The organism is Bacillus glycinifermentans, from assembly GCF_001042475.2.
Classification (GTDB): domain Bacteria; phylum Bacillota; class Bacilli; order Bacillales; family Bacillaceae; genus Bacillus; species Bacillus glycinifermentans.
This window is the reverse complement of the sequence record NZ_LECW02000004.1, coordinates 30,489-53,122: the sequence shown is the minus strand read 5'-3', so window position 1 is coordinate 53,122 and position 22,634 is coordinate 30,489. Positions and strand designations below refer to the sequence as shown.

Sequence of the window (22,634 nt, the reverse complement as noted above, 5' to 3'; positions counted from 1 at the left end):
CATGATTGAGATCCATACAGCAAAAGAAATTCAAACGATAACAAACACATATCAAAAAGAAGGAAAATCGATCGGATTCGTGCCGACGATGGGATTTCTTCACGAAGGGCATATGTCGCTTGTGAAAAAGGCGCGAAAAGACAATGATATCGTCGTGATGAGCATTTTTGTCAATCCCCTTCAATTCGGTCCGGGGGAAGACTATGAAGCATATCCCAGAGATATCGAAAGAGACCGGAAGCTGGCGGAGGAGGGAGGAGTGGATGTTTTGTTCACTCCCGCTCCCGAAGAAATGTACAAAGCTGAGTCGACGGTTATCGCCAGTGTCAAAAAAAGGACCGACGTTCTGTGCGGCCGTTCAAGACAAGGACATTTTGACGGTGTCGCAACCGTCCTGACGAAGCTGTTCAATCTCGCGTCTCCGACGAGGGTTTATTTTGGAATGAAAGATGCGCAGCAGGTCGCTGTTGTCGACGGCTTGATCGATGATTTCTTCATGGACATTGAGCTTGTTCCCGTTGATACGGTGCGGGAAGAAGACGGAATTGCGAAAAGCTCGCGGAATGTTTATCTGACACAGAGCGAGCGGAAAGAAGCGACAGCTTTATACAAGGCGCTCCGGCATGGCGCCCGGCGCGTTTCAGAGGGCGAGCGCAATCCGGAGGTCGTGAAAAAGGAAATTCGCGGGATATTGGAAAAAACGAGCGGTGTCATCGATTATGCGGAGATTTACTCATATCCGGAACTGAAGAGCCTAAAGACGCTGAGCGGGAAATTCATTATAGCGGTAGCCGTAAAATTCTCTAAAGCCCGCTTAATTGATAATATCATCATCGAAATCCCGGACGATCAAAAGGAGGATGAATGATGTACCGGACGTTAATGAGCGCCAAGCTTCACAGAGCGAGGGTGACGGAAGCCAACTTGAACTACGTCGGCAGCGTCACGATAGATGAAGATTTATTGGATGCCGTCGGAATGATGGCAAATGAAAAAGTACAAATTGTAAATAATAATAACGGCGCCCGGCTGGAAACCTACATCATTCCCGGTGAAAGGGGGAGCGGCGTCATTTGCCTGAATGGCGCAGCCGCCCGGCTCGTTCAAAAAGGAGATGTCGTCATCATTGTGTCCTACGCGATGATGACGGAAGAAGAGGCGAAGCACCACAAGCCGAAAGTGGCCGTTTTGAACGAGAAGAACGAAATTGAGCAAATGCTTGGGTTTGAGCCGGCCCGTACCATTCTGTAAAGCCCCCAGCGCTGGGGGCTTTCATGCCGTTTTAGGAAGAAGGTTTTTAAAGGAGGCGTGTTTTTTTCAGCCGCTGTCTTCATGTACTTTCTAAAAACGTGTTACACTTTTGTTGAACGTATCAAAATTGAGGTGTCCATTGAATGAACAATCAACGATATGTAGTCATTGATGTGGAAACGACAGGGAATTCGCCGAAAAAAGGCGACAAAATTATTCAAATTGCAGCGGTTGTGATTGAAAATGGACAAATTACCGAACGTTTCTCCAAATATGTGAATCCAAACCAGCTCATTCCAGCTTTTATCGAACAGCTGACGGGAATCACAAATGAGATGGTGGAAAATGAAGAGCCGTTTTCGGCGATCGCCGGAGATATATTTGAACTTCTTAATGAGAGCTGTTTTATAGCCCATAACATTCACTTCGACCTCGGATTTGTCAAACACGAATTGAAACAGGCCGGTTACGGCGGGCTCGAATGCAATGTGCTTGATACGGTGGAGCTGGCGAGAATCGCATATCCCCGCTTCGACGGATACAAGCTGACAGAACTGAGCGAAGAGCTGAAGCTCGAGCATGAAAATCCGCACAGAGCAGACAGTGATGCAGAAGTAACCGCCATGATTTTCTTACATATGATGGACAGATTCAAGCGGCTGCCGCTCCCTGTCCTGAAAGGGATCAGGCGTCTATCGTGGCACCTGATCAGCGATGCTCAGGAGCTGTTTGACGGTTTGATCGTCGAAAAGGACGGCCGCGCAGAGCTTGAAGAAGGGTATATAAAAGTCGGTTCATTTGTTATAAAAGCGCCTGAGACTGCGCCTGAAGAGCCTGAAAAAGAGACTTTCCCACCTCGTGAAACACATATTTGGGAGGATGGCTCAGGCCTCTCTTCTTTGCCGCGATTTGAAAAAAGAGAAGGGCAAACAAAAATGATGAAAGAGGTCTGGACGGCGTTTACGAATCACGAACATGCCCTGATCGAAGCGGCGACAGGGATCGGGAAGACGCTTGGATACCTCGTGCCTGCCGCCGTTTATGCCAAACAAACCGAAAAGCCGGTTGTTATCAGCACGTATACGACATTGCTCCAGCAGCAGATTTTGCAACATGATATCCCGCTTATGCAGCAGGCCGTGCCGTTTTCGGTCAAAGCCGCTGTGCTGAAAGGGCGGTCCCATTATTTATGTATCCATAAATTCGAGCAGATTTTGCAGGAAGATGACGATAATTATGATGCCGTCCTGGCAAAGGCGCAAATTCTCGTCTGGCTGACGGATACACAGACCGGCGACTTATCCGAAATCAACCTGCCGTCCGGCGGGAAGCTGCTATGGGAACGAATCGCCCTTGATGACCGTTCCTATGAGAAAACCCGCCCGTTTAAAGAGCTCTGTTTTTATGAGCGGGCAAAAAGAGAAGCGGACAATGCCGACCTGATCATCACCAACCATGCGCTTCTTTTGACAGATGAAATCAACCGGCGAATCCATACAGCTCATGCGGATACGTTTGTGATCGATGAAGCCCATCACTTTGAACGGGCCGCCGGCGAACAGTTTGGAGCAAGGGCCGATTACGTTTCGCTGCATAAACAATTGATGCGGCTCGGCACTTTAAAGCAGAGAGGCCTTCTGAAAAAAGCAGAACGCCTGTTCCGCTCATTCGACATCTCTTCGGAAACGTTTTTCCAAATCGATGAATGGCTCGGCCGGCTCATTGAGGAAAGCGATATGTTCTTCACATCTGTCCATGCTTTTGTCAAACGGAGGAAACCAAAGAAGGATGTCAACCGTCTGCTTTATAAGGTTGGATCAGGCGGTGAAAACCGGGCTTGGAGCCGTCTCGAAGAAGGCGCCAGAAGGCTGTGCGCCATGCTTTATGATATGCATCAGCTGTTTTTGGATCAAAAGGAACAGTTAAGCGGCAAACGCGCATCTTTCACAAGCCGCCAGGCATTTCTTCTTGAAGAATATCAATCGTGCATGGCCTATCTTGAAGAGTACGGCAATAAGCTCAGGCGCTTGCTTTTTGAACACGCCGACGATGAAGTCGTCTGGATTGAAATTGATGCAAAAGGGGCGAAAAATGCGGCCGCTTTTTATGCCCAGCCGCCGGATGCGGGCGAATTGCTGGCTGACCGGTTTTTCACCCGGAAAAGGAGCGTCGTTCTCACTTCTGCGACGCTTGTCGTGGAAAACTCTTTCAGCTATATGATCAAAAAGCTCGGGTTAAGCGATTTTTATCCGAGAACCTTGCAAATCGAATCGCCTTTCTCTTATGATAAGCGTATGAAAATCATGATTCCGACGGATATCAGCCCGATTACAAACGATCATCCTGAGGACTATACCGCAGATGTGGCCCGATATATCACGGCGCTTTCACAGCAGCCGAATGCCAAGGTGCTCGTGCTGTTTACATCCCATGACATGCTGCGCGATGTGTATCAGCTGCTGAAAGACGATGATGACCTTCAGTGCCAGCTTTTGGCTCAGGGTATATCCGGAGGAAGCCCCGTCAAGATTATGAAGTCGTTTAAGTCTTGTCAGCAAGCGGTCCTGCTCGGGACGAACCATTTTTGGGAAGGCGTCGACTTTCCGGGGGACGAACTGACAACGCTGGTCATTGCAAGACTCCCTTTCAAGCCGCCAGATCATCCTGTTGAATCAGCCAAGTGCGAAAGAGCGAAACAAAAAGGGGAAAGCCCGTTTCAGGCCGTCTCGCTTCCTGAAGCCGTTTTAACCTTCAGACAGGGAATCGGCAGGCTTTTGCGTTCGCGAGAGGACAGCGGCATGGTCGTGATTCTCGATCGCCGGATTCGCACTTCATCCTACGGAAGGGTGTTTATGAAGGCTTTGCCCCCTGCTTCTGTTGAAGAGCCGGATTTATCGGGATTAAAAGCTTATATTTCAAGGCTTTAATGCATAAAAAGCCGCATCAAGCGGCTCTTCACATGGTGTGGATTAAGGTTTTATTTTTGGCTGTTTATATAAACGGTTTATCCGTTGTAACAACTATTATGGCTTATGGCAGACAGAGTATGAATTACAATTATTGTTTCGTGCGGAGGTATTTGATAATGGATAGCAAAATCGAAATTCTTTCTACCGTGACTGTTGAACATTCGGAAGATCTTTATAAAATCGTCGATTTGTTAAACCGGACGCTTAAGCGCAACGATTTAATGTTCGGTCTTGCCCTTGATGAAGAAGATCAGAAACAGGCAGTTTTCACTATTTATCGAACGTAGGGGATAAAAATGGGCAAAAAAACTTTAATTTTCATTCTGATATTTGGTATTATTTTTTTAACAGCGATTCTTGCAGGGGCGAACGTATACCGGACAGCAATGAGCCAGAAAGAGAGCGGTCATCCGGAAGCGGCAGCCCTCGCAAAAGAGAAGGCCGATTTAAAGGAAGTTGATTCCGTCGAAACGTTTGTCGGCAAAGAGAAGCAGTACATTGTGGAAGGAAAAAACCAAAAGGGCGAAAAAATGTACGTGTGGGTGCCTGCCGACAAAAAGCAGAAGACGATCTTCAAAAAAGCGTCGGATGGCATTTCAAGCCGCCAGGCCGCCAAAGCGGTTGAAAATGGAGGTCTTGTGTCCGACCTGAAGCAGGTTCATCTGGCAAGGGAAGGAAATGTTCTGTTGTGGGAAGTTTCATACTTAAATAAAGATGGGCAATACAGTTTAAGTTATGTGGACTTTATAAATGGAAAAATTCACAAAACGATAACGCCATAAGTCGATACAGGGGGAAACCAAGTTGAATCTAGCGAAAAGAGTATCAGCATTAACACCGTCAGCAACATTGGCAATCACAGCAAAAGCAAAAGAATTAAAAGCGGCAGGGCACGATGTGATCGGCCTTGGTGCCGGAGAGCCGGATTTCAACACGCCGGAGCACATCATCGAAGCGGCCGTCCGCTCCATGAATGAAGGCCACACGAAATATACGCCTTCAGGAGGGCTTGCTGCGCTGAAAGAAAGCATCGCCGAAAAATTCAAACGCGATCAGGGCATTGAGTACAGCCAATCAGAAATTATTGTATGTACAGGTGCGAAGCACGCTCTTTACACCCTGTTTCAAGTATTGCTTGATGAGGGAGATGAAGTGATCATTCCGACTCCATACTGGGTCAGCTACCCTGAGCAGGTCAAGCTTGCCGGAGGCCGCCCCGTGTTTGTCGAAGGATTGGAGGAAAACAGCTTCAAGATTTCTCCTGAACAGCTTGAACAAGCGCTGACAGATAAAACGAAAGCCGTCATCATCAATTCTCCAAGCAATCCGACCGGCATGATGTATTCGGAAGAAGAGCTTAAAGCGCTTGGCGACGTTTGTCTCCGCAACGATATTTTAATCGTGTCAGATGAAATTTATGAAAAGCTGATTTACGGCGGAGGAAAACACGTGTCGATCGCACAGCTTTCCCCTGAGCTAAAAAAACAGACGGTCATTATCAACGGGGTTTCAAAATCGCACAGCATGACCGGCTGGAGGATCGGCTATGCAGCAGGACATGAAACGATCATTAAAGCGATGACCAACCTTGCCAGCCACAGCACATCAAACCCGACTTCTGTCGCTCAATACGGTGCCATCGCCGCTTACAACGGGTCTCAGGAGCCTGTTGAAGAGATGAAAAAGGCATTTGAAGAGCGCCTGAACAAAGTATATGAGCTGCTGCTGGAAATTCCGGGGCTGACCTGCCTGAAGCCGGAAGGCGCTTTTTATCTGTTCCCGAACGCAAAAAAAGCGGCTGAAGCATGCGGCTATAAAACCGTTGACGAATTTGCGGAAGCTCTTCTTGAAGAGGAAAAGGTCGCGATTGTCCCGGGTTCCGGATTCGGTGCGCCGGACAATATCCGCCTGTCATATGCAACATCTCTTCCGCTGTTGGAAGAAGCAGTGAAACGCATTCACCGCTTTGTGGTAAACCGCAGCAAATAACATAAAAAGCGTCCTCCCGCGGGGCGCTTTTTATGATGCCATTGACCTTATCCGTTGGAAAAAGGTATAATATAAGTTATGGATGTCAGAGAGAAAACGGGCATGACCCTTTTCTTGGTTTTGGAGGGAAACGATAGTGAAAACAACAATAAACCAAGTGTTCAAACATGTTGGTGAAGAAGTGACAATCGGAGCCTGGATTGCCAATAAACGTTCAAGCGGTAAAATCGCATTTTTGCAGCTTCGCGACGGGACGGGCTTTATTCAGGGTGTTGTCGTTAAAGCGGAAGTGGATGAAGAGATTTTCCAAATTGCGAAAACGGTCACACAGGAAACGTCTTTGTATGTAACAGGCATCGTGAAAGAGGACGAACGCTCTCCTCTCGGGTACGAGCTTGCCGTGACATCGCTTAAAGTCATCCACGAAGCAAAGGACTATCCGATCACGCCGAAAGAACACGGAACAGAGTTTTTAATGGATCACAGGCATCTGTGGCTTCGTTCCAAACGGCAGCATGCCACAATGAAAATCCGAAACGAAATCATTCGGGCTACATACGAATTTTTCAATAAAGAAGGCTTTGTAAAAGTCGATCCGCCGATTTTGACGGGAAGCGCTCCAGAAGGAACGACAGAGCTGTTTGCGACGAAGTACTTTGATGAAGACGCTTATTTGTCGCAAAGCGGCCAGCTGTACATGGAAGCCGCTGCAATGGCTTTAGGAAAAGTCTTTTCCTTCGGGCCGACCTTCAGGGCGGAAAAATCAAAAACGAAGCGCCATCTGATTGAGTTTTGGATGATCGAGCCTGAAATGGCGTTTGTTGAATTCAATGAAAACCTCGAAGTGCAGGAAAATTACGTGTCTTTTGTCGTACAAAGCGTTCTTGAAAACTGCAAAATCGAGCTTAAAACGCTCGGAAGGGACACGTCGAAGCTTGAGCAGATCAAAGCGCCATTCCCGCGGATCACGTATGATGAAGCGATCCAGTTCTTAAAAGACAAAGGCTTTGATGACATCGAATGGGGCGACGATTTTGGGGCGCCTCATGAAACGGCGATTGCCGAAAGCTATGACAAACCCGTGTTCATTACGCATTATCCGACATCTTTAAAGCCGTTTTACATGCAGCCTGCGCCTGACAGGGAAGAAGTCGTCCTTTGTGCAGACTTGATCGCACCTGAAGGCTACGGCGAAATCATCGGCGGCTCAGAAAGGATCCATGATCTTGAGCTTCTTGAAGCGCGCCTGAAAGAGCACGGCTTAGAATCTGATGCATATAAATGGTATGCTGAGCTGAGAAAATACGGTTCTGTTCCGCATTCAGGCTTCGGACTCGGTTTGGAGCGGACGGTTGCCTGGATCTGCGGATCGCCTCACGTACGTGAAACGATTCCGTTCCCAAGACTGCTAAATCGTTTATATCCTTAAAAAAAGTCTCCTGCTATGACAGGAGACTTTTTCACAGTCATCCTGATATACTGGAAGGTAAGAGGTGTATCAAATGAAAAAACAGCAATTTATTAAGATGCAGGAAATGGGATCTGTCAGCATTCCGAATCTGCTCTTTTTGAATTACAGAGGGCTTGGCCTTGACGAAACAGAGTTCATGCTGCTGTTAAACATCAAAATGCATCTGGAAAAAGGCTCTTTTTTCCCGACGCCTGAAGAATTGAGCAAAACGATGTCGATAGCGACTGAACAATGTATGAACATGCTGAGGATGTTTATCCAAAAAGGCTTTCTCTATATAGAAGAATGCGAAGACCAGGACGGCATCAAATTTGAAAAATATTCGCTCGAGCCTTTGTGGAGCAAACTGTTTGATTATCTCGAAATGGCGGAGAAGAAAAAACAGGATGAAGAGCAAGAAGGCGAACAAAAAAGTCTGTATACGATTTTCGAAGAAGAGTTTGCCCGGCCTTTATCTCCGCTGGAATGCGAGACGCTCTCCATCTGGATTGATCAAGATCACCACGATGTGCAGATGATCAAGCAGGCGTTAAAAGAAGCCGTCATGTCGGGAAAATTAAACTTCCGCTACATTGACCGCATTCTTTTTGAATGGAAGAAAAACGGAATCACAACAATCGAACAAGCCGTCAGCTACAGCCAAAAATTCCGGCGGAAGACGCCCCGGCAAAGCGAGCAAAAGGAGTATAAAAGACAGGTTCCTTTTTACAATTGGCTTGAACATTAAGGTGAAAAGGTGAAGACATGTTAACGAAAAAACAGATCGAGTTTTGTTTAGAAACGATTGGCGAAATGTTTCCTGATGCAGAATGCGAACTGGTTCACGACAATCCGTTTGAACTCGTCATCGCTGTCGCATTATCCGCCCAATGCACGGATGCTTTGGTCAACAAAGTGACAAAAACGCTGTTTCAAAAATATAAAAAGCCGGAAGATTACCTTGCGGTGCCGCTGGAAGAGCTTCAGCAGGACATCAGATCGATCGGCTTATACCGAAATAAAGCGAAAAACATTCAAAAGCTCTGCAAAATGCTGATTGAAGAATACGGCGGTGAAGTGCCGAAGGACAGGGATGAGTTGGTCAAGCTTCCCGGCGTGGGGAGAAAAACGGCCAATGTCGTCGTCTCGGTGGCATTCGGCGTACCGGCCATCGCCGTCGACACCCATGTGGAAAGGGTTTCGAAAAGGCTTGGCTTCTGCCGCTGGAAGGATTCAGTCACAGAAGTAGAAAAAGCGCTGATGAAAAAAGTGCCGGAATCCGAATGGTCTGTGACACACCACAGACTGATCTTTTTCGGCCGCTACCACTGCAAGGCGCAACGGCCGAAATGTGAAGTATGTCCGCTGTTTTCTTTGTGCCGCGAAGGTCAAAAACGCTACAAAAAAGGACTGGTGAAGCTGCCGTGACAAGCGTTTCGCTTTTATCTGAATATGAACGACCGCTGAGGAATACGAAGCCGGAAAGCGGTGACAGGCTTGCCGTGCTAAAGGAGAATCCGCTCTATTTCGATTTTTTTACGGAAGAGGGGACGCCTAAACCGTGGGACGAGAAATCGGAATGGGTTCCGCTTCTTTTTCAAATGTGGGAGCAAACGAAGGAAAGGCTTCTTCCCGTTTTTCAAACGAGAAAATCGAGATGCAGCCAGGACGAGATGCTGAAAGGGGTCTGCTATTTGATTGCAGCCTTCCATTGGACGATGGGAGAGCCCGTCGAGACGCTCAAATGGGAGACGCTCATTCGAAAAAACTTCCCCGTAAAGCCGATCAACTGGACGGAACGGGTCGAATTTATTTTGCAGAAGCCAACACAGTACCATTGTTTTATCCAGCTTGATGAACTATTTACCGAAATGAAAAAGCAATATTATAAATATGCTGCAATGAAAAAATAAACCCACTCACGATGTGTGAGTGGGTTTTATTATTAGGTCCCGTCGTTATTTGTTTCGTTTCCCGAATTTGATTGATTCTTATCGTTGTTCTTGTTATTAGAAGAATCATCGGTATTTTTATCTTTATTACTGTTGTCTTTATCTGTATCGCCTGAATTTTGGTTATCCTTGTTCGTATCGCCAGGTGTTTGCTTTTGATCATCCGACTGATCTTCGTCACCGGTATCTTGCTGATCCTTATTTTTGTCTTCATCTGTAGTCTGTTCATCATCTTTGTTTTGCTGATCATCCTGATTTTGCTGGTCATCGTCGGCTTTCGTTTCATCATCACCGGCCGCGTTGACCTTCAGGGTGACAGAAGCCGGGTCACTTTCATCGTCATCGGTCACCGCCGTTACTTGGAACCTGTAGACGGATCCTTCTTTTGCATTCGGTATGACCGCTTCTTTGGCGCTGCTGTTTTGGATCTCGGTGTACCCTCCGCCGTCGACAGACTGTTTCACTTTAAATGAGGCCTCATCATCGCCTGAGTATGACCACGACAGTTTGATGCTTTTTGAAGCTTCATCATACTCCGCGCTCAAGCCGGATGGTTTTGTTACATCTTCTTTTTCCTCATATTGTGTTGAAACGGTCGTCGGCTGGGTCCCTTTTACGAAATACTCGGTCGTCTTTTTGTCGCTAGGCGTACTGCTGCTCGCCAGCGCCGCCGGATTGGAGCCTTTCACAACGGTCGCTTCCACGACGCTGTCCGGTTTTTTGAACGAGCCGCTGCCGTCGTCAACTTTGGCAATGACCTTTTTAAACAAGAGTTTGGCGATTTGCTGTTCGCTCACATTAAGCGAGTTCATACCATCCTTACCGGTCCAGACTGCTGCCGTATATTGCGGCGTATAGCCGACAAACCACGAATCTCTCGCACCTTTCGGATTGAGGCCGTATTTTTTTACATCAGATTCTTCAAAGTTTGTGGTCCCCGTTTTTCCCGCAACAGTGACGCCAGGGACCTGTGCAGCAGTTCCCGTTCCTGTCTGAACGGCTGTCTTCAGCATATCCGTGATCATAAATGCGGTATAATCACTCATCGCAGCCTTCGATTCAGGCGTCAAGTCAAGTTTCGTACCGTCATTAAATTCAACTGATGAAACGAAATGTGCCTCATTGTAATAGCCATTGTTTCCAAATGCGCTGTACGCTCCGGCCATTTGCAATGTTGATACGCCTTTTCCGAAACCACCAATCGCATACGATTCTAACAGATCATCTTTATCGATCGAAAGGCCAAGGCCATTTGCGAAATTTGCCACGTTTTCTTTGCCGGCAGCCTGGAACGCTTTTACAGCCGGGATGTTCCGCGAATCGGCAAGCGCTTCCCGCATCGATATCCAATTTTTATATCTAAGGTCATAGTTATGAATTTCTTGTCCAGTAGAATACGTGTACGGTTCATCTTTAATCTGCTCATACGTCGACCATTTTTTATTTTCGATGACAGGGCCGTAGTCAAGGATTGGTTTGATCGTTGAACCCGGCTGGCGTTTAGTAGCAGTCGCATAATTCCAACCGCCGGGAGACATATTGCCGCCAACTGCACGAACTTCGCCGGTTTTCGTATCAAGCAGGGTTAATCCGGCTTTCATTTTATCGGTAAGCAGACCAGAATTTTTGTCCATGAGCTCATTTAAATAATCTTGAGCGTCTGTATCTAGCGTCGTGTAAATTTTTAATCCGTCTGTGTTAGGATTAACGTTTGCTTTTGATTCAACTTCTTCTACGGCATCTTCGATAAATGCAGTGTATTTATTTGAATTTGATTTAGCATACTGCTTAGCAGACACAAGTCCTTTTTTAACAGATACTTTTTTCGCTTTGCTATAATCTGCGTCTGACAGGAAGCCGTGCTTGTTCATCAGGCTTAAGACGATATTCCGCCTTTTTTCAGCCTGTTCCGGATGTTTGATCGGGTTGTAGTTGTTCGGGCTTTGCGGCATTCCGGCAAGCGTTGCAGCCTGCTCAACCGTCAAGTCGTTTAAGTTGGTAACCCCGTAGAACTGTTCCGCCGCTTTGCCGATACCGTAGGCTTGCGGTGAGAAGTAAATCCGGTTCAAATACATCTCAAGAATTTCGTCTTTTGAATATTTTCGTTCCAGCTGAAGGGAAAGCCATACTTCCTGCACTTTACGCTTCAGCGTTTTTTCATGCGAGAGAAGGGAGTTTTTGACGACCTGCTGTGTGATCGTACTTCCGCCTTCTGAACCGAATCCGCCTTCAAAGTTAGCGAGAAGCGCTCCTCCTATGCGGATCGGGTCAACCCCGTGGTGATCGTAAAAACGGGCGTCTTCTGTGGCGAGGAACGCGTTTTTGACTTTATCGGGTATATCTTTAATCGACACGTACTTCCGTTTTTCCGAACCGAGCTCCGCGATTTTCTTCCCGTTTTTATCATAAATGGTGGATGAATACGGCGTTTTCAGTTTCGCTTCATCAAGGGACGGAGCGTCTGACACCATGACTGCAAAAGTGACGCCTCCGACGATTAAGCCGATTACGCCAATGATCAGAATGGATAAAAGAATCTTTTTAAATAGTCCGGGTTTCTTCTTTTTCTTGGGTTTAGAATGAGTATTAGACCTGCTATTGCCCTGCTGGGCTCTTCGCCGTTCCTGGCGGCTTTTAAATTGATCTGACATAACATCTCAACCTTTCGTAGTTAAACCTTTCCGCTCACATGACTTTAAAATCATAAATTATGATGGCGAAAAATACAACTGGTCAATAACTTTAATATAATCAATTCTTGGCGAGTATCCAAGTGAAATGGGGTGTCCGGCTTCTTCAAGTTCGTCTTTTCGGATCGACTTTCTGCCGTTTTGGTTTTTTCTCTCCCAGAAATAAAATAATTTTTCCGCTTCCAAAAAATAAATCTCGCCGAATGCGGATATAATAACAAAGCATATCCCGCCCTGTGCCACGACCTGCTTCATATGCTCGATCTGGTGATCGTGGAAATTCTGCAAGGGGAAAGACGTCCTGCTTTTGGTTTCTTTCGCTTCAAAATCGATGTAGCGCCCTTTATAAACCCCGTTATAATCAGTAGTCGACGACTGCTTGAAATATGCTTCTTTAATGACCGCTGCGCTTCGCTTCGGATAATCGACATGAACGATCTGCACAGGTGTCGGTTTTTTATGAATGACCGCGATTGAATGATTCAGATAATATATATTCGTTTCATTCAAATCGTCTTCGAGGGTCATCCCGCGATTGCTGTACGACGGCTTCTTTTTTAAGGATGAGGCAGCTTGTTTCGGCTGATAGGTTTTGCCGTTCGGATAACGAATCACTTTCTTCATCCTCCTTTTTGAAAAATCTAGGAACAAACGGAAGTGACCTGCCTTGACTAACGCGATCTCCGGGATAAAGCTCGCGCGCTATATTCAAGAGCTGACCGGAAAACTGAACAAAGATAACATTTCGCGGACAAACGCATATAAAAAATACTTCGACCGTCATCCGGAAATCAAATGGTCGCTTTTGGCCTCGTTTGTTTCCCGGAATGCAGGCTGGTCGATGACGGATTTAAAAGGACGCCTGTTTGAGCTCGGGCTTTCGGACGTCCAGCAAAACTGGCTGTTTCTGACGTATGAAAGGGCAAACTGGCTCATTTTTTCCGATGCCTACCCGCAGCTCCTTTTATATGAGTGGTCTAAAGAGCTTGGACAGCCTCTTTTTCATTTGCTCCCCGCTTTAGGCGTTTCATCGTTTATGAAAGCAGAATGGGAGCGCTTTTGGCGTGAACGGGACGAAAAGCGGCTCATGTACGCTCTCATTATAAATGAACAAAATACTATCCAAACTCCTATTATACAAAATCCTTTGTTTAAAAAGAATGTTTTTCACACGATTCCTTTTCAGGTATGTGAATGGTTTCACTTCAACACCGTGATATTTCCGACGGTTGAAGGTGTCTTTTACGGCGTGTCGGTCAAGCGCTTTACAAGCTTACACGAAAGAATCAAGCTCGGCAAACAATTGAGCCGGTTGCTTTTCAGGCCTGAGCTGTTTCCTTCTTTCTTCCATTTTACCACTTGCGTTCCGCATACCGGATCGCGTTTTGATATGGAACGCTGGGCTGGGATTAGAAACAGATCTTCGCCATTTCTAAGAACATGCTTTCCCGTTATTGCCCATTCATTAGACGGAGCAAAAGCTGATTGGTTTCACGGGGAAAATATGGAGAAGCTGTTTCAGGACGAGAAGCTGCCGGAAAAGATCGAATTAACGGAGTGGTATTTTCAAAAAAGACGGCAGCTGCATGCCGTTTTCTCGCTGGAAAACTGGCTGACCGGGAGGCGGTAAACGAAAAAAAAGCAAGGAGACCTTGCTTTTTAAGTAGACGGGCGGTTTGGTCCGCCTAATTTTTTATCCAATGCATCCGTTTGTTTTGAAGCGGGTTTTGTTTTCTGAGGGGATTTCTTTTTGCCGTTTTCCATAAGAGACACCTCCTTACCCGTTTAGATTTTGCATAAAAAGCCGTCTTCATACAAATTTTCACGATCGGCGCTGTCGAAACGGGACAGGTCAGCGGGAAATTGATTTTCTTTGCCGGTTTCGTACTAGTTTTGTCAGCTGTGAAGGAGAGCCTGGCAGGAAGGGAGAAAGCATAGAAGGCGATCAAAAAGGAGGTAGACAAATGAGCGGATTTGTTAAAAAAAACCATGTCCTTCAAATGCTTGTTGAAACGGAAACAGAGCTGTCAGCTGCAGAAACAAAGCTCACTGAGGCGATCACAAGGGCGGTATCTGAAAAAGGCGCCGTCTTGGCGGAACGGCTTGACCAAATTGAAGGGGAGCTCACAGAGCTTTCATCCTGCTTAAACAGCACGCTGATGGGGACGCGGCATCACGGGGAATCCGCTTAGCATCCGCAATTTGAATTCGTTGTATTCAAACGGTCCGTCTGGTACGATAAACCCGAGGTGAACATGTTGGATGCACAATCTCTTCTTGAACAGACGCGGGAGCTCATCCGCTTGGCAAAAGAAGCTCACGAACGATATAAAAAAGGCAAGGAGGAAGGTGCAGAGCACGATTTCTTCAAGGTCGTCAAACCGTCTGCCGACCGCTGCGAAAAAGCTTTGCAGAGCTGGCTGAACGGCAGTCTGGCATATGTAAAGGAATACCGTCCAAAGTATATTCATGAAGAGCAGCTCCGTTCGGTCGAAGAAAACTTGAACGAAATTGTCCTGCAATCTTATTTCTGCAAAATTCATAAAAAGCGTTTTAAAGACTTAACCGAATCTGTGCTTTATACGCTGAAAAACATTGAAGACGATATACAAAAAGGAGACCGGGGATAACCCTGGTCTCCTTTTTGTTCAGTTGGCTTCCGTTTTTAAGTCGTAGGCAGGATGCTGCGCTCCATTCGCTTCGAGAACTTTCATACTTGTGCGAAATTCGTTTAATGTCAGATGTCCCTGGATGTATAAAAACCTTGCGAAGTCCATCAGCTTATCCATACAATCTGTCTCGTACTGCTTCATCTCGGCAAAACAATTTCTTAAGTATGATACGTTCATACGGTGCATCCCCTCTCATTCTATAGTAATAATATAGTACCATAACAATTCGACTTTTTTTTGTTTTTCCAAAATTAAAATTTTCGACAGAATGTGACAAATGTGTGACATTTCATTTGGCACGGGATAGGCAATCATTTCATACAAATATAGAAAAAAGGGCTCTAGAAGGAGAGATGACAGATGGAAGAAAGGAGCGCTGCCGGTTATCCTTTTTCAAACCAGCATCCATATTATCCGGCTTACCCGCATTCCCACATGAATCCGCCTTATCAGCCTGTTCCGAGTTACTACAGCCAAGAACCGGCCCAGTATACGCAGCCTGCGGGCCACGGATATCAGCCTTCACCGGCATATCATCAGCCGGTGGGGCAACATATCGATCCGTTTCCAGCCTATCAGCAGCCAGTCCATTATCATATGCAGCAAGTTCACGCCTTTCCTTACCCGAATCCATATCCGCTGCCGAGGCCAAACCTCCATCAGCCTTCCCAATTTCAGAGCTTTATGTCGCAGTTTAAGAAAAAGAACGGGCAGTTTGACTTTAGCAAGATGATGGATACGGCCGGTCAAATGGTGAGTACCGTCAACCAGGTGGGAGCGCTCGCTAAAGGTTTTATCGGTTTCTTTAAGTAAAAAAAGCATGGATGATGATCATTCATGCTTTTTCCTGCACGGGAAATGAGACGGTCAGCACATTTTTGTTCCACGACGTTTTCATCGTTTCTTCGCGTACGGGATACGGCAGCAGTACGGTTCTTGACAGACTGGTAAACGATGACGAATCTCCGGCGCTGTTTTCTTCTTTTAGGGCGAAATGCAAATACCTTGACTTGGCTTCGATCATAATGTCACCGTTTTGAAATGACTCGGGAACGGTAATATCGACGTGCAGCCCTTCGCTGTCGTCCCTGATATGCATGGAAATGCTTGACGCCTCGAGCTGATCAGATATGATTTTTTGAAACGAATTTAATATTTCGTGGAAAGGGGAAGCATAGAATAATTGTTCGATCGCTTCCTGAAATTCGTCTTTTTTGCTGAGAGAGTGATTGTCATTTTCTTTATGATTCATCCGTTGTCACCTCGATTTTTTTACTTTCAGCTTATGCAGGGGCATTTGATATGGTTAAACGATTGATGGGATTTTGAAAGTGTGGTTAAATAGTGGGGAATCCAGAGATAATGTTGAAAGCCGCCATAAAAGAGGCATATTGAAAGGAGCCCAATTGCATTGCTGAAAAAATTATTCGGTTTAGGCCAAAAACAGGATGAAGTAAAAGAAGAAACCGTTTTTTCGCCGGCTGACGGACGAGTGCTGGATCTTTCAAAAGTGCCGGATCCCGTTTTTTCTCAAAAAATGATGGGAGACGGAATGGCCGTCGAGCCTTCCGCAGGTGACATCGTATCGCCTGTTGACGGTGAAGTCATACAGCTGTTTCACACGAAGCATGCGATCGGTATCCGCTCACTGTCCGGAGTGGAGCTGTTGATCCACATCGGGCTGGAAACCGTGAATATGGAAGGTGAAGGCTTTACCGCCCATGTAAAAGAGGGGGATAAGGTAAAAGCCGGAGACCCTTTGATTACATGCGATCTGGAACTGATCAAAGAAAAAGCGAGCAGTACGATTACTCCGATCGTCATTATGAACGGCGATGCGGTTGAGCGCGTCACCAAGCATGAAGAGGGAGCGGCGAAAAAAAGCGAGACGAAGCTGATGGAGCTGAAAGTCAAGTGATGAAAAAAGGCAGAGAACCATTCTCTGCTTTTTTTTATGGAATCGCCTCTTTCAGAACGAACGGACATTCGCTAAAATAGAAAGAGGAGAGGTGACAGTATTGTTTCAAAAACGAACTTTGACAGACATGATTCAGTTTCTGAAAGAGGACGAGGCTTTCAGCAAACAGATTGTTCATTGGCATACAATTGAAGAAAAAGAAGCGGAATACCGCGATTTTCCGGAGCGTTTGGATGAGAATATCGTCCGCGCGTTAAATAAAAGAGGGATCGGGAAGCTGTATTCCCATCAGGCTGAAGCGTTTCAAGGCAGCACCAGCGGGCAAAACGTCACCCTTGTGACGCCGACCGCGTCCGGAAAAACGCTTTGCTATAACCTGCCCGTCTTGCAGCGCATCACCGAAGATCCCGATGCGCGGGCATTATACCTTTTTCCGACAAAGGCGCTGTCACAGGATCAAAAAAGCGAGCTGAATGAATTGATAGATGAGATCGGTGCATCCATCAATTGCTATACATATGACGGCGATACATCGCCGGCGATCAGGCAGAAAGTCAGAAAAGCCGGCCATATCGTGATCACAAATCCAGATATGCTTCATTCGGCGATCTTGCCCCATCATACAAAATGGGTGTCCCTTTTCGAAAATCTGAAATATATCGTGATCGACGAGCTGCACGTGTACAGGGGCGTTTTCGGAAGCCATGTTGCTAACGTCATTAGACGGCTCATGCGCATCTGCGCGTTTTACGGAAGCAGGCCGCAGTTCATCTGCACATCGGCGACGATTGCCAATCCTTTGGAGCTTGCCGAGACGCTGACGGGTCAGCCGATGCACTTAATTGCTGACAACGGGGCGCCGTCCGGCAGAAAGCACTTTTTATTTTACAATCCGCCGATCGTCAACCGGTCGCTTAATATCAGAAAAAGCGCGACACTAGAAGTCAGGAAGCTCGCTTCCGAATTTTTGAAAAACCAGATCCAAACGATTGTCTTTGCGAGAAGCAGGGTCAGGGTCGAAATTATTTTAACGTACCTGCAGGACGTGATGAAGCCGATTGTCGGCGCCCATTCGATTCAAGGCTACAGAGGCGGCTATCTGCCGAACGAACGGCGGATGATCGAAAAAGGGCTCCGCAGCGGGGAAATCAAAGGCGTCGTCAGCACAAACGCGCTTGAACTCGGCGTTGATATCGGCCAGCTGCAAACATGCATTATGACCGGATATCCGGGTACGATCTCAAGCGCGTGGCAGCAGGCGGGACGCGCCGGAAGAAGGCACAACGAAGCGCTGATCGTCATGGTCGCAAGCTCTGCGCCGCTCGATCAGTATATCGTGCAGAATCCTGACTATTTCTTTAAGCAAAATCCGGAAACAGCGGTGATCAATCCGGATAATCTCGTCATTCTCGTCGATCATATAAAATGCGCCGCTTTTGAATTGCCTTTTAAGCGGACCGATACGTTCGGCGATACAGAGATTGAGGACATTCTCGAATATTTGGCGGAAGAAAGGGTTCTCCACCTGAGCGGAGACACGTACCACTGGATGAATGACGCTTTTCCGGCCCACGGCATCAGCCTCAGGTCCGCTTCACAGGAAAACGTCGTCATCATCGACCAGTCGAGCCGCGAAAAAGCAAAAGTGATCGGCGAAATGGACAGGTTCAGTGCGATGACGCTCCTTCATGATGAAGCGATTTATTTGCATCAAGGAATTCAGTACCAGGTTGAAAAGCTCGACTGGGAGGAGAAAAAAGCGTTCGTGCGCGAGGTGAAAGTCGATTACTATACTGATGCAAACCTGGCCGTATTGCTGAAAGTGCTCGAAATCGACAAAACAAAGGAAACAGATGTAGCGGCATTCGGGTTCGGCGATGTGACGGTACAGGCAAAAGCGACAATTTTCAAAAAAATTAAATTTGAAACACATGAAAATATCGGCTCAGGCCCGATTCATCTGCCGGAGGAAGAGCTGCATACGAATGCGGCCTGGATTCAGGTAAGCGATGCTGAACGGGAGAATTGGAATGACATCAAATTGGAAGAAGCTTTATTGGGGGCAGCAAATGTTCTCGGCTATGTCGCCGCGCTGAAAGTGATGTGCGATCCGTCCGATTTGCACGTCTTTCCGCAAATCAAAGCCGTTCATAATGAAAAGCCGACGATCTTTTTGTATGACCGCTATCCGGGAGGCGTCGGACTGTCTCAAAAGGTTTACGAGCAGATGTCCGACATCATCGGCGAAGCGTATCAGCTTATTGCCAATTGTCCGTGCCGTTCCGGATGTCCGTCTTGCATCGGGGTTCACGGCGAAGCGAGCCGAACGAAGGACAATGCACTGCGCCTGTTAAAAGGCTGGAAAGGTTGAGGACAGAATGTCTTTAAAACGAAAGCTGAATCGCTACAAACATCACCTGGGAAATAAGGGAAAGAAGGATGACCATGCAGCCGGCGCTTCCCCAAAAACATCCTTTAACCTGTCATTTGAAAAGGAATGGGCTTCACTCGGCGTCAGGCCGTACATATTTGAAGAGTGCTGCTGCCTGATCCGGGAAGTCGTTTATCCGCTGACGCATCTTCACGGCCATTACTCGTTTGCCGAGCTTCACGATACGGTCAGCGAGTGGAATAAAAGCGGCGTTTCCCATGCTCTTTCAAGCAAAGGGTATCTCCCGAGCCAGCTTTTTTTCTTTGACACGGAAACGACAGGGCTCGGAGGAGGAGCCGGCAATACGATATTTTTGCTCGGCCATGCAAGGGTTTATGATGACAAGGTGGTCGTCAAACAGCATCTCTTGCCAAAACCGGGAAACGAAGCGGCTCTTTATCACAGTTTTTTAAACGAAGTCGATATTAAATCGCTTGTTACCTACAACGGAAAAGCGTTCGACTGGCCGCAGGTCAAAACGAGGCACACGCTGATCCGTGACAGGCTTCCCGAGCTTCCCGATTTTGGCCATTTTGATCTGCTGCACGGTGCAAGAAGGCTCTGGAAACATAAATTCGAGCGCGTTTCCTTAAGCACGGTTGAAAAAGAGGAGCTGGGCTTCGAGAGAACCGAGGATACGCCGGGGTATCTCGCGCCTATGATTTATTTTCAGTTTTTAAAAGAAGAGCGGCCCGGGATCATAGAAGGCGTCCTCCGCCACAATGAGCTTGACGTGCTCTCTTTGATCTCCCTTTACATCCATATATCGAAAAAGATCCTATCACCGCAAAAAACCGAGGAAGCAAATGAAAAATACGCGCTGGCGAAATGGCTCATCGCCAATCAAGAAACAGAACGGGCGACAGAGCAATTGAAGGAGCTTGCGTCCAAATCGTTTGAACAGTCAGAGCGGGCATCTTACGATTTATCGCTTCAATATAAAAAACAGGGAATGCTTGAAAAGGCGGCTGAGCTGTGGGAAAAGCTGCGGCATGCGGAAGATGAAAAAACCGCCTGGCGGGCGGGCATTGAGCTTGCCAAATATTACGAGCATCAAAAGCGGGACGTTTCGGCCGCTTTATCCGTAACACGGGATCTTCTCGGCCGCTGCGCCTCGAAACAGCTCGTCCCGACGGAAAGGGAAGCGGCTGAGCTGGACGGCCGCCACGAGAGGCTAAAGAGGAAATACAGGAAGAGTATTCCCCGGGCAAGCGCAGGAGTCGACAGCATCCGCCGCCAGCGGCACACGAAAAACATGTTTTGAATTGTAGAAACGGCAAAATTCTTGTAAAATAACGCTAGACTATTTTGAAGGGAGCGTCGATATGTATAAGGGCTTGTTTTACTTGTTTTTTGTCGTTGTACTGTTCATCATTTTCATTTTGACGAATTTCAAGGAAAGCTTTTTGGCTTACTTTTAAAATAGGTCTTTATATCAGTACATGTTCACCCCCTGCTTCATAGTTTAATAGTGTATTTAGAAGCTCTTAGGAAAGGGGATTTGATCATGCACTGCAGACCAAACGTAATAGGGCCGATTGTTCATCCTACACAATGCTGTTACACCCACACGCACGGCAATACGATCGTACCGCACATTCATCCGCAGCATACAACAAATATCCACAATCAACATTTCGATCACGTTCATTACTTCCCGCAAACTCAATCAAACGTGAGTCAGGCGACACATCAGCATTTTGTCAGCACAGGAACTGCGCCATTTGCAGGACCTGGATTTGGCGGATACTAAAAGGCGGAGTGCGAAAGTTTTGTGAGGATCAAGAAAGCCGGTTCTGGGGGAACAGAATATTTTTAAAAAATGGGGCAAATTATGCCCCATTTTTTTAGCAGGTGATAAATGTGAAAGTATTGGCTGTAACAGGGTATAAACCATTTGAAATCGGCATATTTAAGCACGATGACCCGGCGCTGTTTTACATAAAAAAAGCGATTGAAAGCAGGATTCTCGCTTTGCTTGATGAAGGACTGGAATGGATCCTTATTTCCGGGCAGCTTGGTGCGGAAATTTGGGCGGCAGAAGTGGCTTTTTCCCTTCAGGAAGAATACCCTGAGCTGAAAGTGGCCGTCATCACCCCGTTTTTTGATCAGGAAAAGAACTGGAATGAGAAAAATAAAGAGCTGTATGAAGCTGTGTTAGCCCAAAGCGATTACACGGAAAGCTTGACGCACAGACCTTATGAAAGTCCGGCGCAGTTTAAGCAGAAAAACCGGTTCTTCATCGAAAAAGCAGATGGCCTGCTGATTCTTTATGATGAAGAAGTCGCTGGTTCGCCTGTTTACATGCTGAATGAAGCAAAAAAAGCTCAGGAAAAGCGCGGTTTTCCGATCTATATGATCACAATGGACGATCTTAGATCAACCGTCGAGGATTACACCTTTTACGAAGAATAACATGAGGAAGATAAATTTGACATTGTACACGTTTTCTGAAAAAATATAAGATGATGATTCACGATATGAGGTGAAAAAGATGCTTGCTGATAAAGTGAAGCTTTCTGCTAAAGAAATTTTAGAAAAAGAGTTCAAAACAGCGGTCAGAGGCTACAAACAGGAAGATGTTGACAAGTTTCTCGACTTGGTGATTAAAGACTATGAAGCCTTCCATCAGGAAATTGAGGAATTGCAGCAGGAAAACCTGAACTTGAAAAAGCAGCTGGAGGAAGCCAGCAAAAGGCAGCCTGCTCAATCAAATACGACCAACTTTGATATTTTGAAAAGATTATCTAATTTGGAAAAACACGTATTCGGAAGCAAATTATACGATTGATGAAAAAGCCTTGCCCTTAAAAAGAAAGTAGGATATAATAGTGAATGTCTTAACGTTCGGGTAATCGCTGCAGATGTTTGCATCTGTAGAGGAAAGTCCATGCTCGCACGGTGCTGAGATGCCCGTAGTGTTCGTGCCTAGCGAAGTCATAAGCTAGGGCAGCCTTGTGTAAGGCTGACGGCAGGAAAAAAGCCTACGTCCTTTGTGGATATGGCTGAGTATCCTTGAAAGTGCCACAGTGACGAAGTCTCACTAGAAATGGTGAGAGTGGAACGAGGTAAACCCCTCGAGCGAGAAACCCAAATTTTGGTAGGGGAACCTTCTGGACGGAAATGAACGGAAGGAAGGACAGAGATTGCTCTGTAGATAGATGATTACCGCCTGAGTACGAGGCCAAAAGCCGACTGCAGTACGAGGGAACAAAACATGGCTTACAGAACGTTACAAACACTAATGATGATGACAATGCATAAGCTCTCCGCACATAGGAGAGCTTTTATCATGTGAAAAACATACATACA

At 46.6% G+C, this 22,634-nt stretch carries 25 protein-coding genes and 1 other RNA gene; 21 read left to right on the top strand and 5 right to left on the bottom strand.

From position 1 onward, the window contains the following. Position 1 precedes the first annotated feature (1 nt). From panC to AB447_RS02935, 10 genes are all read left to right on the top strand, one after another. Positions 2-868: a pantoate--beta-alanine ligase gene (gene panC / locus AB447_RS02975; protein ID WP_048356444.1), complete on the top strand. Its 867-nt coding sequence runs from the start codon at positions 2-4 to the stop codon at positions 866-868. Next, positions 868-1,251: an aspartate 1-decarboxylase gene (gene panD, locus AB447_RS02970; RefSeq protein ID WP_006636376.1), complete on the top strand. Its 384-nt coding sequence runs from the start codon at positions 868-870 to the stop codon at positions 1,249-1,251. The genes panC and panD overlap by 1 nt, the downstream gene beginning before the upstream one ends. Positions 1,252-1,394: 143 nt before the next feature. Then, positions 1,395-4,178: an ATP-dependent DNA helicase DinG gene (gene dinG / locus AB447_RS02965; protein WP_057957430.1), complete on the top strand. Its 2,784-nt coding sequence runs from the start codon at positions 1,395-1,397 to the stop codon at positions 4,176-4,178. Positions 4,179-4,336: 158 nt separating this feature from the next. Continuing rightward, on the top strand, positions 4,337-4,507 hold the full coding sequence (locus tag AB447_RS24940; RefSeq protein ID WP_082142440.1) for a YpmA family protein: 171 nt from the start codon (positions 4,337-4,339) through the stop codon (positions 4,505-4,507). A 9-nt stretch (positions 4,508-4,516) separates the two neighbouring features. Beyond that, positions 4,517-5,002, top strand: a complete 486-nt coding sequence (tseB, locus tag AB447_RS02960; protein ID WP_048356445.1) for a cell wall elongation/penicillin-binding protein regulator TseB — start codon at positions 4,517-4,519, stop codon at positions 5,000-5,002. Between the two features lie 22 nt (positions 5,003-5,024). Continuing rightward, positions 5,025-6,209, top strand: a complete 1,185-nt coding sequence (locus tag AB447_RS02955) for a pyridoxal phosphate-dependent aminotransferase (RefSeq protein ID WP_057957429.1) — start codon at positions 5,025-5,027, stop codon at positions 6,207-6,209. 136 nt (positions 6,210-6,345) lie between these two features. Next, positions 6,346-7,638 (top strand): asparagine--tRNA ligase, encoded by a 1,293-nt coding sequence (gene asnS / locus AB447_RS02950; RefSeq protein WP_048356446.1) that lies wholly within the window; start codon positions 6,346-6,348, stop codon positions 7,636-7,638. A gap of 73 nt (positions 7,639-7,711) precedes the next feature. After that, positions 7,712-8,407 (top strand): DnaD domain-containing protein, encoded by a 696-nt coding sequence (locus tag AB447_RS02945; RefSeq protein ID WP_048356447.1) that lies wholly within the window; start codon positions 7,712-7,714, stop codon positions 8,405-8,407. A gap of 17 nt (positions 8,408-8,424) precedes the next feature. Further along, positions 8,425-9,087: an endonuclease III gene (gene nth / locus AB447_RS02940; protein ID WP_048356448.1), complete on the top strand. Its 663-nt coding sequence runs from the start codon at positions 8,425-8,427 to the stop codon at positions 9,085-9,087. After that, positions 9,084-9,572, top strand: a complete 489-nt coding sequence (locus AB447_RS02935) for a YpoC family protein (protein WP_048356449.1) — start codon at positions 9,084-9,086, stop codon at positions 9,570-9,572. Before nth ends, AB447_RS02935 begins: the two co-directional genes overlap by 4 nt. A 32-nt stretch (positions 9,573-9,604) precedes the next feature. Here the strand turns inward: AB447_RS02935 and AB447_RS02930 are convergent, their stop codons facing one another. Together AB447_RS02930 and recU are read right to left on the bottom strand one after the other, a co-directional pair. Continuing rightward, complete coding sequence (locus tag AB447_RS02930) at positions 9,605-12,262, bottom strand: PBP1A family penicillin-binding protein (RefSeq protein WP_057957428.1); 2,658 nt, start codon at positions 12,260-12,262, stop codon at positions 9,605-9,607. Between the two features lie 57 nt (positions 12,263-12,319). Then, positions 12,320-12,916 (bottom strand): Holliday junction resolvase RecU, encoded by a 597-nt coding sequence (recU, locus tag AB447_RS02925; RefSeq protein WP_048356450.1) that lies wholly within the window; start codon positions 12,914-12,916, stop codon positions 12,320-12,322. Between the two features lie 52 nt (positions 12,917-12,968). Between recU and AB447_RS02920 the strand changes: the two genes are divergently transcribed. After that, entirely contained in the window at positions 12,969-13,931 is a 963-nt protein-coding gene (locus tag AB447_RS02920) for a DUF2515 domain-containing protein (protein ID WP_082634614.1), read from the top strand. Between the two features lie 29 nt (positions 13,932-13,960). On the opposite strand, the gene sspM is transcribed toward AB447_RS02920, so the two are convergent. Next, complete coding sequence (gene sspM / locus AB447_RS02915; RefSeq protein ID WP_046130808.1) at positions 13,961-14,065, bottom strand: acid-soluble spore protein SspM; 105 nt, start codon at positions 14,063-14,065, stop codon at positions 13,961-13,963. Positions 14,066-14,265: 200 nt separating this feature from the next. Between sspM and AB447_RS02910 the strand changes: the two genes are divergently transcribed. Together AB447_RS02910 and AB447_RS02905 are read left to right on the top strand one after the other, a co-directional pair. Next, entirely contained in the window at positions 14,266-14,493 is a 228-nt protein-coding gene (locus tag AB447_RS02910) for a DUF5446 family protein (protein ID WP_048356451.1), read from the top strand. Between the two features lie 63 nt (positions 14,494-14,556). After that, entirely contained in the window at positions 14,557-14,931 is a 375-nt protein-coding gene (locus AB447_RS02905) for a YppE family protein (RefSeq protein WP_232517691.1), read from the top strand. Between the two features lie 18 nt (positions 14,932-14,949). Here the strand turns inward: AB447_RS02905 and AB447_RS02900 are convergent, their stop codons facing one another. Beyond that, complete coding sequence (locus AB447_RS02900; protein WP_046130805.1) at positions 14,950-15,150, bottom strand: YppF family protein; 201 nt, start codon at positions 15,148-15,150, stop codon at positions 14,950-14,952. A 183-nt stretch (positions 15,151-15,333) separates the two neighbouring features. Here AB447_RS02900 and AB447_RS02895 point away from each other — a divergent pair, with 183 nt between their 5' ends. Next, entirely contained in the window at positions 15,334-15,786 is a 453-nt protein-coding gene (locus AB447_RS02895; protein WP_048356452.1) for a YppG family protein, read from the top strand. A 22-nt stretch (positions 15,787-15,808) separates the two neighbouring features. On the opposite strand, the gene AB447_RS02890 is transcribed toward AB447_RS02895, so the two are convergent. Further along, positions 15,809-16,225 carry an Hsp20/alpha crystallin family protein gene (locus AB447_RS02890; protein ID WP_048356453.1) on the bottom strand — a complete coding sequence of 139 codons (417 nt, stop codon included), beginning with the start codon at positions 16,223-16,225 and terminating at the stop codon, positions 15,809-15,811. Positions 16,226-16,384: 159 nt separating this feature from the next. On the opposite strand from AB447_RS02890, the gene AB447_RS02885 reads away from it, so the two are divergent. From AB447_RS02885 to rnpB, 7 genes are all read left to right on the top strand, one after another. After that, the gene (locus tag AB447_RS02885) at positions 16,385-16,891 is read left to right on the top strand and encodes a PTS sugar transporter subunit IIA (protein WP_048356454.1); all 507 of its coding nucleotides are present in this window, start codon (positions 16,385-16,387) and stop codon (positions 16,889-16,891) included. A gap of 127 nt (positions 16,892-17,018) precedes the next feature. After that, positions 17,019-19,262 carry a DEAD/DEAH box helicase gene (locus tag AB447_RS02880; protein WP_048356460.1) on the top strand — a complete coding sequence of 748 codons (2,244 nt, stop codon included), beginning with the start codon at positions 17,019-17,021 and terminating at the stop codon, positions 19,260-19,262. 7 nt (positions 19,263-19,269) lie between these two features. Continuing rightward, entirely contained in the window at positions 19,270-20,586 is a 1,317-nt protein-coding gene (locus tag AB447_RS02875) for a ribonuclease H-like domain-containing protein (RefSeq protein WP_048356455.1), read from the top strand. 243 nt (positions 20,587-20,829) lie between these two features. Next, positions 20,830-21,075, top strand: coding sequence for a CotD family spore coat protein (locus AB447_RS24935; protein WP_082142443.1), 246 nt, complete (start codon positions 20,830-20,832; stop codon positions 21,073-21,075). Between the two features lie 110 nt (positions 21,076-21,185). Further along, positions 21,186-21,737, top strand: coding sequence for an SLOG family protein (locus tag AB447_RS02870; protein ID WP_057957426.1), 552 nt, complete (start codon positions 21,186-21,188; stop codon positions 21,735-21,737). 79 nt (positions 21,738-21,816) lie between these two features. Beyond that, the gene (gpsB, locus tag AB447_RS02865) at positions 21,817-22,113 is read left to right on the top strand and encodes a cell division regulator GpsB (protein WP_046130785.1); all 297 of its coding nucleotides are present in this window, start codon (positions 21,817-21,819) and stop codon (positions 22,111-22,113) included. Positions 22,114-22,165: 52 nt separating this feature from the next. Beyond that, positions 22,166-22,552: RNase P RNA component class B (gene rnpB / locus AB447_RS24930), an RNA gene on the top strand. Positions 22,553-22,634: the final 82 nt, after the last annotated feature.